Here is a 12705-nt window from a genome sequence, read left to right as displayed (position 1 = left end):
GACTCAGCAGACCGGCACGCCGCCGCCGTAGACGGCGGAGATGTACGCGTGGCTGACGTACTGCCCGGTGGCCAGGCGGTTCCACCTGGTGGTGGTGCGGTACGGGCCGGCGACCGACTGACCGGTGACGTAGCACTGGATCGGCACGTTGGCGAACCGGGCGGCGAGGCCGCGGACCCTGTACGACGTACTGGGCCCGCTGCGGATGTTGAGCGGCCCGTCACCGACGACGCCGCGCGGCCCGCCGCCGGTCCACAGGTAGGCGACGTCCACCCAGGCGTTGGTGGTGAGCTGCAGGCCGTCGGTGAACGTGCCGTCGGCCAGGTCGACGCCGGCCGGGTTGAGCACCGTACGCCCGAACTGGTCCCGCCCGCCGTTGTAGCCGGACTGGTAGGCGGCCTGCGCCTCGGGCCGGCCCTGCGGCAGGTTCTTCCAGTTCTCCCGTACCGCGGACGGGTTCCAGTAGTCGTCGCGGGTGTTCCACGGCCCGACGTCCCAGACCGGGGCGTACTCGCAGCGGGCGCCCGTGGTGGTGCAGACCCGCACGGTGTAGTCGCCGCTGTTGAGCGGGGAGAGGCTCCGGCGCGACGGTAGCGCCGCGAAGTGGTCGCGCGGCTGGATGGTGCGGCCGTTGGCGGTCAGTTCGCCGACCAGCCCGATCCGGGTGGCGTACACCCGGTAGGTGAGGCCGGGCGTGGCGGCGGAGACGGCTGCCGTCGCGTCGGCGGTGAGCTGGACGCCGCGTACCGTCGCGGTGGCGCCGCCGGCCCGCGCGGTCAGCACCACCCGGGTCTGCACCCGGCGGACCGGTCGGTCGAAGACCACGCCGGCGGTCGCGGACCGCCATTCCGTCCAGCCGCTGACCCGCCAACCGCGGACCTGCGCCTCCACGCTGGCGCCGGCGGGGACGTCGGCGCTGATCTCGGCGCGGACCCGGGTGGCCGGTCGGGCGAGGGTGCGTGGTGCGGTCAGCAGCATGCCCTCGGCGACCGCGCTGTGCGGGCTGCGCGGGCTGCGCCCGGCCGTGCGCGCCTCGCGCAGCCGCAGCCCGGCGGCGGTACGCCGGACGTTGACGTCGTCACGGTCGACGACCGACAGGTCGGCGCTCCACCGCTCCACACCGGGCACGGCGGCGGTCAGGGTGAGCGACGTGGCGGTTGCGGGTACGGCGCTGGGGAAAAGGCTGGTGGCGGGCGCGACGGCGGCGGTGAGCGCGAGGGCGAGGGTGGCGGTGAGGGTAGCGGATCGGATACGACAATGAGGTCGCGTCATGGGCATTCTCCTCAGAACCCCCTGACCCTCGCATGTCAGGAGATCATGAGGAACCTGCCTACAAATAGCGACACATGCGAATCTTGCTCGAAAGAGGGAGGATGGCAGGGTGCCCGAAGGTGACACCGTCTGGAACACCGCCCGCGTGCTGCACCGCGCGCTGGCCGGCGCGCGGCTCACCGGGTCCGACTTCCGGGTGCCGCAGCTGGCCACCACCGACCTCACCGGGTGGACCGTCCGCGAGTCGGCCAGCCGGGGCAAGCACCTGCTGCTGCGCCTCACCGCCCCGAACGACGCGCGGTGGACGCTCCACTCCCACCTGCGGATGGACGGCGCCTGGCGGGCGTACGCGCCGGGGGAACGGTGGAGCGGCCGGCCCGCGCACCTGATCCGGGTGGTGCTGCGCACCCCCGGCGCGGTGGCGGTCGGCTACCACCTGCACGAGCTGGCCCTGGTGCCGACCGCCGAGGAGGACGGTCTGGTGGGTCACCTCGGGCCGGATCTGCTCGGCCCGGACTGGGACCCGGCCGAGGCGGTCCACCGGCTCGCCGCGCACCCGGAGCAGAGCATCGGCGAGGCCCTGCTCGACCAGCGCAACCTGGCCGGGGTGGGCAACCTCTACAAGTGCGAGGTGCTGTTCCTGCGGGGCGTGTCGCCGTGGACGCCCGTCGCCGCGGTGCCGGACCTGCCCGCCACGGTGGCGCTCGCCCAGCGGCTGCTGGCCGCCAACCGGGGCCGCTGGACGCAGAGCACCACCGGCTCGCTGCACCGGGGTCAGACCAGCTACGTGTACGGCCGCCGCGCCCAGCCGTGCCGCCGCTGCGGCACCGCCATCCGCAAGGAGGAGCTGGGCGAACGGGTCACCTACTGGTGCCCGGTCTGCCAGCCGGAGCAGCCGCACACCCCACCGCCCGGCTGACCGGGCCCCCACCGACCGGGGCCAGCCCAGATACGGACGATTGGGTAATTCCTATCCGGCCTCCGACGTCGCATGCTGCGGTTGAATGCTCACCGCCCGTCAGCAGAGTGCCGGGGGTCGCCACGCCGGGGTGGCGATCCTCGTGCCCCAACCCCGGGGAGAGTCATGGCGATCTTCCGCAGACTCCGCTCCACCTTCTTCTACCGGCCCACCCCCGACAGCCTCGCCCGGACGGTGTCCGTCCCGGCCGCGCGTACCGCCGAGGAGGCCGCCCCCGCGGCGAGCCTGGACCCGACCGCCGTGCCGCGCTGTTTCGGGCCGGTGCCGAACGTCGCGTACAGTCCCCGCCCGACGCGCGCCCCCGACGGCCGGCCGGTGCCGGGCACCGGGCTGCGGAAGTTCGTCGACGCGCTGCCGATCCCGGGCCGGGCGGGCGGCACCGACCTCGGCGGGCGGTTGCCGGTTGCGGTGCCCGACACGATCAGCTACCCGGGCTGCGACTACTACGAGATCGGGCTCCAGGAGTACACGCAACGCCTGCACCGGGACCTGCCGGCCACCCGGCTGCGCGGCTACCGCCAGCTCAACCTGGGCACCGACGCGTCCGGCCACAACACGGTGGCGCCCCCGGAACGGCCCTGGCACCTCGGCCCGATGATCCACGCCCGGCGGGGCCGGCCAGTCCGGGTGAAGTTCATCAACCAGCTCCCCACCGGCCGGGCCGGCGAGCTGTTCCTGCCGGTCGACGAGACGGTCGAGGGGGCCGGCATCGGCCCGCTGGACGGCCCGGCGCCGTACCCGCAGAACCGAGCGGTGCTGCACCTGGCCGGGGCGCAGACCGGCTGGACCAGCGCGGGCAACCCCGGCCAGTGGATCACCCCGGCCGGCGAGATCACCCCGTACCCGACCGGGACGGGCCTGACGCCCGTGCCGGACATGCCGCCACCTGGTGCCGGCGCCACCACGCTCTACTTTCCCAACGAGCAGAGCGGCCGGCTGCTCTGGTTCCACGACAACACCCTCGGCCTGGCCCGGCTCACCGTCTACGGTGGTCAGCTCGCGCCCTACCTGCTCACCGACCCGGTCGAGGATCAGCTCGTCGCCGACGGGGTGCTGCCGGCCGACCAGCTCCCCCTGGTGATCGAGGACAAGACGTTCGTACCGGACGACACCCAACTCGCCGCCGAGGACCCGACCTGGGACCGGGAACGGTGGGGCGCCCGGGGCAGCCTGTGGCACCCCCACGTCTACCAGCCGCGGCAGAACCCGTACCGGTCCGGCGGGCGCAACCCCACCGGCCGGTGGGACTACGGCCCCTGGTCGCGCAGTCCCGCCCCGGACGGCAGCCGGGCCGACGGCGAGCCCACGGTGAACGGCTGGCCGCTGGCGGAACGGATCACCGGCGGGCCACCGCCGACCGGACCGGGGCCGGTGCCGAACCCGCACCACGACCCCGTCGGCGCGCCCACCGAGCCGCCGCTGCGCCCCGGGGTGCCGCACCCGTCCGCGGTGCCCGCGGCGTACGGCGACACCCCGCTCGTCAACGGCGTCGCCTACCCGTACCTGGAGGTGCGTCCACGCGCGTACCGGTTCCGCATCCTCAACGCCTGCCTGGACCGCAGCCTCAACCTCCAGCTCTACCGGGCCTGCTCGGACGCGCCGATGTGGACCGACGACGGCGTCCTGGCCGACGCGGACGCCGGCGAGGTGCCGATGGTGCCCGCCGTACGCGCGCCGGACCGGCCGGCCGCCTGGCCGAGCGACGGGCGGGACGGCGGTGTGCCGGACCCACGGGCCGCCGGCCCGGAGTTCGTCCAGATCGGCAACGAGGCCGGGCTGCTGCCCGCCCCGGTGGTGCTGCCGAACCGGCCGATCGGGTACCGCTACGACCGGCTCGACCCGACCGTGCTGAACGTGGACGGGCACACGCTGCTGCTCGCCCCGGGTGAGCGCGCCGATGTGCTCGTCGACTTCTCCACCGTGGCGCCGGGCAGCACGCTGATCCTCTACAACGACGCCCCGGCCCCGCTGCCCGGCTTCGACCCGCGCTACGACCAGCACACCGACGCACCGGACCGGACGGCCGAGGGCGGCCCGCCGCCCACCGAGCCCGGGTACGGCCCGAACACCCGCACCCTGCTCCAGTTCCGGGTGAGCGGCGTGCCCGAACCGGCGTACGACCTGGCCCGGCTGCGGGATCGGCTGCCCGGGGCGTACGCGGCCAGCCAGCGCCCGCCGATCGTGCCGCAGCCGGCGTACGACCCGGCCTTCGGCAGCCGGACGGCGGCCGGGACGACGGTGTCGGCGCACGCCGACACCGTGACGTTCACACCGCTGGGCGGCGCCGGCCCGGTGACCCTGCCGATCGAGGTCAAGGCCGCCCAGCAGGTCTTCGAACCCGGTCACGGGCGGTTGGCCGGGCGGCTCGGGGTCGCCCACCCGCACGCCGGGCCGCTCGCCCCGGCGACCCTGCCGCTCGGCCCGACCGACCCGGTCACCGAGGTGCTGTACGCCGCCGACCCGGCCATACCGGTCGGCGCGCCGGCCGACGGCACCCAGCTCTGGCGGATCAGCGGCAACGTCCGGCAGACCGAGCCGCTGCACTTCGGCGGCTGCGACGTGCAGCTCGTCAACCGGGTCGGCTGGGACGGCACGCAGCGCCCCCCGCACGGTGCGGAGCTGGGCTGGAAGCAGATCGTCCGGGTCAACCCGCGGGAGGACGTGGTGGTGGCGCTCCGCCCCGTGGCCCCGGCCCTGCCGTTCAAGTTGGGCGACAGCGTCCGGTTGCTCGACCCCGGCCGTCCACCCGGCGCGCGGGCCGGGTCGACGCCGATCAGCCCGACCGACGGGCGACCCGCGGTGGTGGTCAACCAGATGGTCAACCTCGGTTGGGAGTACCGCTGGCAGAGCCAGCTCGCCGGCCACCGCGACCTGGGCATGAGTCGGCCGCTGGTGCTGCGGGTGACGCCGAGGGCCCCCACCGGGCTGACCGCCACGCCGGTGCCCGGCTCGGCCACCGCGCTACCGGCGATCGCCCTGGCGTGGACCGGCAACGGCGGACGCCCGCCCGCGACCAGCCACCTGCTGCAACGGGCCACCGACGCGACCTTCGGCGGCGACGTCACCACGATCACCGTCGCGGCCGCCGCCACCCGCTACACCGACGCCACGGTCACCCCCGGCACGACCTACCACTACCGGATTCGCGCGGAGAACGACGTCAGCTACTCGTCCTGGTCGAACAGCGTGCCCGCCTCGGTGCACCTCGCCGCGCCGGGCGGGCTGATCGCGGCGATCCCGCCCGCCGCGCCGCTGCGGGTGGCCCTGCGCTGGACGAACCGCTCGTTCGCCACCGGCATCGACGTGCAGCGGGCCACCAACCCGACCTTCACCAGCGGCCCCGGCACCACGGCGATCGGGGTCGGTGACAACCACCTGGACACCACGGCCGCCCCGGACACCACGTACTACTACCGGGTCCGCACCACGTACCTGGGTGCCGCCTCGGCCTGGTCGACGGTGGCCGCGGCGAGCACCCCGCCCGCGCCGGGCACCCCGAGCGAGGTGACCGCCGCCGCGAGCGCGCCGGGGCCGGACACCGCCACGGTGGTGCTGGGTTGGACGGCGCACACGCCCGCCGGTCCGGGGTCCGGGTTCATCGTGCAGCGGGCGCTGGACCCGGCGTTCGGGCAGGAGGTGGCGACCTTCACCGTGACCGGTCGCGGCTTCACCAACACGGGGCTGGCCCGGGGCGTGACCTACCACTACCGGATCCGGTCGTTCAACGTCGTGGGCAGCTCGCCGTACACCGGCCCGATCCCGGTCACGACCCCACCGTGACGGGCCGGGCGGGGCTCAGCTGGTGGGTGCCCGCAGCCCGGAGCCGCCGGCACGCAGCTCGGCCAGGGCGGAGGCCACCCCGTGCAGCAGGTCGGTCGCCTCGGTGAGCCGGTCGGCTGCCGGGTGGGTGGGCTCCGGTCGGGCGTCCTCGGCGAGGTAGCCGGCGGCGGCGACCACCAGCCGCTCGTAGGCCGCCACGCCGCTCTCCAGCTGGGCGGTCAGCGTGCGGTGCGCCTCGGCCAACGGCGCCCGGGCGTCGGTCGGCGCGAGCCGCAGGGCCCGTTCCACGCTGGCCACCCGCGCGGCGAGGTCGCGCAACGACCGGTCGGCGGCAGCGGCCTCCAGCACGGCCGGCTCGGCCAGCCCGGTAAGCCGGGGCGCCATCCCGGCCAGGGTGAGCGACGCCCGGTCCAGTCGGGCCCACTGCTGCCCGGCGGTGGTACCGCGCAGCGCGACCCGGCTGCGGACACGGCGCACCTCGGCGAGCACGCCCGAGCCGACCGGCAGTCGCTCGACGGCGGCCACCAGCCGCGCTCGGGACCGGGCGGCAGCCTCGGCCGGATCCAGCGCCGGGGGCGCCGGGCGGGCGGCCAGCGCCCGCAGGTCGATCCAGCGCCAGGCGGCCAACGCCACCGCGCTGCCCGCGGCGCCGGCCCAGGCCGCGTCCGGCAGACCGAGGCCGGCGTACGGAGTCAGCACCGCCGCGGCGCCGCCGAGCCCACCGGCCAGTACGCTCCACCGCCGGGCGGACCGGCGCAGCCGACCCAGCCGACGGAAGTACCGCGTCCGCTCGTCTGCCACCGAAGACCTCCTCGAACCGTTCAGCCGGCAGCGGTCGGGTCGCCGGTGCCCCGTTCGCGGGCCATGCTGGCGCGCAGCTCGTCCAGCCGGGCCGCGGCGGTCGGGTCGCTGCCCGGACTCGCCTTCTCACCCTGCGGCACCGCCGGGCGCTGCGCCGTGCCGCCGAGCTGCTCCCCCGCCATGCTGGACCGGATCTGCTCCAGCCGGGCCGAGCCCGCCGAGTCGATGGTCGCCTTCTGGATCTCCAGCATCCGGCCCTCGACGGAGTTGCCGGCCAGCTCCGCGCGGCCCATCGCGTTGGCGTACCGCCGCTCGATGCGGTCACGTACCTCGTCAAGCGACGGGGTGGTGCCGGGGGCGGTCATCGACGACATCGACTCCAGCGAGCGGGCCACCGTCTCCTGCATCTTGGCCTGCTCCAGCTGGCTGAGCAGCTTGGTGCGCTCGGCGAGCTTCTGCTGGAGGATCATCGAGTTGTTCTCGACGGCGCGGCGGGCCTGCGCGGCGGCGCCGAGCGCCTGGTCGTGCAGGGTCTTCAGGTCCTCGGTGGCCTGCTCGGCCGAGACCAGCTGGGTGGCCAGGGCCTGGGCGGACTGCTCGAACCGCACCGCCTCGGCCTCGTCGCCCTTGGCGCGGGCCTGGTCGGAGAGCACCAGGGCCTGCCGGGCGTTGCCCTGCAACCGCTCGACCTCGGACATCTGCCGGGACAGCTTCATCTCCAGCTGACGCTGGTTGCCGATGACCGCCGCAGCCTGCTGGACCAGCGCCTGGTGCTGCCGCTGGGCATCCTCGATGGCCTGCTGGATCTGCACCTTGGGATCGGCGTGCTCATCGATCTTGGCACCGAAGAGCGCCATCAGGTAGTTCCAGCCCTTGACGAACGGGTTCGCCATCTCCGCGGTATCCCCTCAGTAGCGTCGCTCCACCGCGATCGGGCCGGGTTCAGCCGACCGACCGCGGACCGGCCGGTCTCCATCGTCCCAGCCGAACGCCACCGAGGCATCCGTACCGGGTGCTCGACGGGAACCGTCGGCTCCTGCGGGCCACCCTACGCGGCTGTGGCCACGTCGCCCATGGTCAACCGCTCGACGGGTTCAGGCGGCGCAGACCACGTCCCGGTCGCGCTCGGTGGGGCGGACCCGGGTGCTGCGCAGGGTTGCCCGCAGCGGCGAGTCCTGCCGGACCGACACGGCGACCTTGCCATCGGAGGTGACCTGACGGACGCCCCGGTTGGCGCCCTTGCGCACGGCGGCCGTCGCGCCGACGGGCGCGGCCTCGGCCGGCTCGTCCTGCATGCCGACGAGCACCCCGGCGGGCATCTGCTCGGCGAGGGCCACGGTGTCGCTCACCTCGCGCAGCAATTCGGACAGGCGGGCGCCGAGCGCGTCGCAGATCGCGGCGAGCAGCTCGCTGGACGGCTCCTTGTGCCCCCGCTCGATCTCGGAGAGGTAGCCGAGGCTGACGTTGGCGGCGGTGGACACCTCACGCAGTGTGCGCTGCTGTCCCTGCCGGCGCGCCCGCAGTGCGTCACCGATCACCCGGCGTAGCAGGACCATCGCACCTCCCCCTGAGGGATACCTCTCGCCCGGCGTCGGGCGGCCGGCCGCAGCGGACCGCGCCGGCTCCGAGCGTCGGAGCCTTCCCGCAACCGTACCCGCTGTGGGGCCCGGCGACATCCCGCCCCGCCCGTTGGTTCGCCCGGGGCGGCTCATCGGCGCCCCGCGCCGGCCGTCCCCAGACCGTCCCGGGCGACCTCGTCGGCCGTCCCCACGCCGTCCCGGGCGACCTCGCCGGCCGTCCCAACGCCGTCCCGGTCGGCCTCGTCGGCCGTCTCCAACCCGTCCCGGGCGGCTTCGTCGGCGGCGTGGATCCGTTCGGCGAGCAGCCGCAGCGCCTCGATCACGGCGGCCGAGCGTACGTGGTCCCGCCCGCCGTCCAGGTCGAGCTGGCGGACCTCGACACCGCTCGGGCCGGCGACCGCGACGTAGACCAGGCCCACGGGCTTGCCGTCCTGCGGCTCCGGGCCGGCGACCCCGGTGGTGGCGAGCCCCCAGTCCGCGCCGCAGCGCCGCCGGCCGCCCTCGGCGAGCGCCGCCGCCACGTCCGGGTCGACCGGGCCGCGCTCGGCCAGCAGATCGGCCGGTACGCCAGCCAGCGTGGACTTCAGCTCGGTGGCGTAGACGACCAGCCCGCCCCGGTAGATCCCACTGACCCCGGCGATCTCCACGATCGACGCGGCCAGCAGCCCGCCGGTGAGCGACTCGACGGTGGCCAGGGTCTCGTGGCGCTGCGACAGACTGTGCACGACACCCGCCGCCGCGCTACCCGTCGCGTTCTCGTCCCGCTCTTCCCGCCGCATGAGCCCGTCCTTCCCCACCCGCCGACCCCCAACCCTCCCGGCCGAACCCCGTCGATCATGAAGTTATCGCCCCGACACGCCGGCCCGGACGGCAATAACTTCATGATCACCGGGGGGGTCAGGGGTGGTGGGGGCGGCGGAGGCGGAGGGCTTGGGTTATGTAGTCGAAGCCCGTCGCCACCGTGACCAGGACGGCGGCACCCATGATCCAGGGGCCGACGGCCACGAGGGCGGCCGGCATCGGCCAGAGGTACCAGGCGATGGCCAGGATCTGGAGCGCAGTCTTGATCTTGCCGCCGCGGCTGGCCGCGATCACCCCGTGCCGGATCACCCAGAACCGCAGCCCGGTGATGCCCAGCTCGCGGACGAGGATCAGCGCCGTCACCCACCAGGGCAGCCGGTCGTACCAGGAGAGCAGCACCAGGGCCGCGCCGGTGAGCGCCTTGTCGGCGATCGGGTCGGCCACCTTGCCGACCGAGGTGACCAGAGCGAATCGGCGGGCGATCCAGCCATCCACCAGGTCGGTCGCCGAGGCCACCGCGAAGATCAGACAGGCCGCCATCCGCCAGCCCGCGTGGGTCATCCCCGACACGATCACGGACGCGGCGAAGACCGGCACCAGCAACAGCCGCAGCGCGGTCAGCGCGTTGGCCGCGTTGAGCACGGGCACCCGCGCGACCACCCGGGCCGGCGTCGACTCCGTCGCCCCGGTCACCGCCTCGCTCCGCTCGGGTCGCCATGGCGTTTCCGGCACCGCACCACCAGGCTCCCCCGCTTCGTCCGGGCCCGCCGTCACCGTGCCGCGCCGGGCGCCGCCGAGATCATCTCATCCGGCACCGCGAGCAGATCCACCCCTTCGGTGCCGGTCACCGTGGCCCGCACCAGGTCACCCGGGCGCAACGCGGCCAGGTCGACCCCGCCGTCGGCAGGTGCGACAAGGGTGGTGGAACCGTCCACCTCCGGCGCCTGGTGCGCCGCCCGGCCCTCCACCACGCCGTCGACGATCGCGTCGACGAGCACCTCGACGGTCGAGCCGAGCCGGTCCTCGGCCCGCTGCGAGCAGAGCTCGTCGGCGAGCGCGCTGAGCCGGTCGTAGCGCCGCTTGATGGTCGCGGCGGAGACCTTGCCGGGCAGGCCGGCCGCCTCGGTGCCGTCCTCGTCGCTGTAGTCGAACATGCCGATCGCGTCGAGTCGGGCCTCGGTCAGGAACCGGGTCAGCTCGTCGATGTCGGCGCGGGTCTCGCCGGGGAAGCCCACGATGAAGTTGCTCCGCGCGCCCGCTTCCGGGGCCAGCGCGCGGGCACTGGCCAGCAGCTCCAGGAACCGGTCGGTGGAGCCGAAACGCCGCATCCGACGCAGCACCGGCTCGCTGGAGTGCTGGAACGACAGGTCGAAGTACGGGGCCACCCCCGGTGTGCCGGCGATCGCCTCGACCAGACCGGGCCGGGTCTCGGCCGGCTGGAGGTAGCTCACCCGCACCCGGACGATGCCGGACACCGCGGCGAGCTGCGGCAGCAGCTTCTCCAACGCGCGGGGGTCGCCGAGGTCCTTGCCGTACGAGGTGGAGTTCTCGCTGACCAGCACCAGCTCCCGTACGCCGGTCTTGGCCAGCCACTCCGCCTCGGCGAGCAGCTCGTCCGGCGTACGCGAGACGAAGGCCCCACGGAACGCGGGAATGGCACAGAACGCGCAGCGCCGGTCGCAGCCGCTGGCGAGCTTCAGCGAGGCGACCGGGCCGGTGTCCAGTCGGCGGCGCAGCACCTGGCGCAGGTGCGCCGGGGTGTGCTCGTCGGTGTCGACGACGGTGCGCGCCACGGTGCCGTGCCCGGGCAGGGACACGGTGGCGCTCTGGCGCTGCACCGGGGTCAGCGGCAGCAGCTCGCGGCGGTCCCGGGGAGTGTGCGCGGTGATCTGCTCCCCGGCGACGACGGCGTTCAGCCGGGCCGCGATGTCCGGGTAGTCGTCGAAGCTCAGCACCGCCTGCGCCTCGGGCAGGCTGTCGGCCAGCTCCCGGCCGTAGCGCTCGGCCATGCAGCCGGCGGCCACCACCTTCGCGCCGGTGCCGGCGGCGGCGAGCAGGGTCTGGATGGAGTCCTGCTTGGCCTTCTCCACGAAACCGCAGGTGTTGACGACCACCACGTCGGCGCCCTCGCCGTCGGTGGTCACCTGCCAGCCGTCGGCGTGCAGGCGGGCGGCCAGCTCCTCCGAGTCGACCTCGTTGCGGGCACAGCCCAGGGTCAGCAGGGCGACGCGACGGCCGTCGGCGTTGTCGGAAGGAGAAGGAGAGGTGGCAGACACCATCCGAGGGTACCGGGCCGGCCGCGGAAGCCCGCGCACGCGGGCCGGGGTGGTCGTCCGGCACACACCTCGCGCGTCGTCGCCGGGCGCCGACCCGTCAGCGCGCCCCGATGCCCACGCGGGTCAGCGCGTCGAGCAGGAAGACCTCCGTGCCGGCCAGGCCCGTGGAGCAGAAGACGGAGAGCTGGTCCGCGGTGGTCCGGCCGGGGACCGCGCCGGCCAGGATGCCGCCCAGGTCACGCAACCGTCCGGCGTACGGGGGCAGGGCCGCGAGCATCGGCGGCTGGTAGTCCGCCGCCTGGGCCGGCGAGTCGGTGACCAGCAGGTCGGCGACGTCCAGCAGGTCGGTGCCGAACTCGCTGCGGTCGTGCTGCTTGAAACCCACCGCGTTGACGTGCGTGCCGGGGCTCACATCGGCGGCGCGCAGCACCGGGGTGGGGCTGGTGGTGGCGAGCACCACGATGTCCCGCCCGGTGACCGCCGCGCCCGGGTCGGCGACCGCGCGGGCCGGCACGCCCAGCTCGGCGCGCACCCGGGCGGCGAAGGCGTCCCGGCGCGCCGCCGAGCGGCTGTGCACCACCACCTCGCGCAGCGGGCGGACGGCCGCCGCGGCCCACACCTGGGTCCACGCCTGCCGCCCGGAGCCGATCACGCCGAGGGTCGCCGCGTCCGGCCGGGCCAGCGCGTCGACCGCCACGCCACCCAGCCCACCGGTACGCCGGGAGCCCAGCTCCTCGCCGACGGCTACCGCCCGGACCGCGCCGGTGCGGGCGTCGTGCAGCACGACCAGCTGCTCGCCCTGCGGGTGGCCGAACGTGTCGTACGAGCGGTAGCCGTACCACTCGCCGACCAGGTGCCCGGCGGTGAGCACCATCCGTCCCCCGCCGAGCGGGGCGGCGGCCCGGGGTGGGGCGACCAGCCGCCCCTCGTACGCGGCCAGCAGGGCGACGCGCATGGCGTCGACGGTGGTGGTGGCGTCCAGGACGGCGGCGATCTCGGGATCGGCATAGAGCAGGGCCATCTCGCCATACTGCAAGTTAGAGCGAGGTAGAGGTCAACGCGTGGTGGCGGGAGTCACCATCCCGGCCGCCGGGCCGGTGCTAGCGTCGGCCACGGTGGCCCCGGATGCCGGTGACCACTCCGGACGAGTGGTGGGCGTACCCGGTCAGGCCAAGACGCCCCACGTGACGACCCGACTCGTCCGGTGCGGCAGCCC

General features: G+C 74.9%; 9 protein-coding genes, 1 pseudogene and 1 riboswitch. Of the genes and pseudogenes, 2 read left to right on the top strand and 8 right to left on the bottom strand.

Annotation, left to right across the window (positions count from 1 at the left end):
- Positions 1–3: 3 nt before the first annotated feature.
- Positions 4–1272, bottom strand: coding sequence for a hypothetical protein (locus ABZT87_RS04180; protein WP_355133498.1), 1269 nt, complete (start codon positions 1270–1272; stop codon positions 4–6).
- Positions 1273–1381: 109 nt separating this feature from the next.
- On the opposite strand from ABZT87_RS04180, the gene ABZT87_RS04175 reads away from it, so the two are divergent.
- Together ABZT87_RS04175 and ABZT87_RS04170 are read left to right on the top strand one after the other, a co-directional pair.
- Complete coding sequence (locus ABZT87_RS04175) at positions 1382–2191, top strand: DNA-formamidopyrimidine glycosylase family protein (protein ID WP_355133496.1); 810 nt, start codon at positions 1382–1384, stop codon at positions 2189–2191.
- A 165-nt stretch (positions 2192–2356) separates the two neighbouring features.
- Positions 2357–6031: a hypothetical protein gene (locus tag ABZT87_RS04170; protein ID WP_355133494.1), complete on the top strand. Its 3675-nt coding sequence runs from the start codon at positions 2357–2359 to the stop codon at positions 6029–6031.
- A gap of 15 nt (positions 6032–6046) precedes the next feature.
- Here the strand turns inward: ABZT87_RS04170 and ABZT87_RS04165 are convergent, their stop codons facing one another.
- The 7 genes and pseudogenes from ABZT87_RS04165 to ABZT87_RS04135 form a co-directional block, all read right to left on the bottom strand.
- Entirely contained in the window at positions 6047–6832 is a 786-nt protein-coding gene (locus ABZT87_RS04165; protein ID WP_354859216.1) for a hypothetical protein, read from the bottom strand.
- Positions 6833–6852: 20 nt separating this feature from the next.
- Positions 6853–7725, bottom strand: a complete 873-nt coding sequence (locus ABZT87_RS04160; RefSeq protein ID WP_354859215.1) for a PspA/IM30 family protein — start codon at positions 7723–7725, stop codon at positions 6853–6855.
- A gap of 201 nt (positions 7726–7926) precedes the next feature.
- Positions 7927–8388 carry a helix-turn-helix transcriptional regulator gene (locus ABZT87_RS04155; protein ID WP_007456752.1) on the bottom strand — a complete coding sequence of 154 codons (462 nt, stop codon included), beginning with the start codon at positions 8386–8388 and terminating at the stop codon, positions 7927–7929.
- A 311-nt stretch (positions 8389–8699) separates the two neighbouring features.
- Positions 8700–9191, bottom strand: a pseudogene (locus ABZT87_RS04150) (CinA family protein); the annotation flags it as partial.
- Between the two features lie 118 nt (positions 9192–9309).
- Entirely contained in the window at positions 9310–9906 is a 597-nt protein-coding gene (gene pgsA, locus ABZT87_RS04145; protein WP_355133492.1) for a CDP-diacylglycerol--glycerol-3-phosphate 3-phosphatidyltransferase, read from the bottom strand.
- A gap of 77 nt (positions 9907–9983) precedes the next feature.
- On the bottom strand, positions 9984–11492 hold the full coding sequence (rimO, locus tag ABZT87_RS04140) for a 30S ribosomal protein S12 methylthiotransferase RimO (RefSeq protein ID WP_354859208.1): 1509 nt from the start codon (positions 11490–11492) through the stop codon (positions 9984–9986).
- A gap of 94 nt (positions 11493–11586) precedes the next feature.
- Positions 11587–12510: an ornithine cyclodeaminase family protein gene (locus tag ABZT87_RS04135; RefSeq protein WP_355133490.1), complete on the bottom strand. Its 924-nt coding sequence runs from the start codon at positions 12508–12510 to the stop codon at positions 11587–11589.
- Positions 12511–12603: 93 nt separating this feature from the next.
- A riboswitch (guanidine-III (ykkC-III) riboswitch) is annotated at positions 12604–12674 on the top strand.
- Positions 12675–12705: the final 31 nt, after the last annotated feature.

Origin of the sequence: Micromonospora sp. NPDC005237, from assembly GCF_040607775.1 — a bacterium.
GTDB lineage: Bacteria > Actinomycetota > Actinomycetes > Mycobacteriales > Micromonosporaceae > Micromonospora.
The sequence above is the reverse complement of the archived record's forward strand: the minus strand, read 5'-3'. Positions and strand labels throughout refer to the sequence as shown.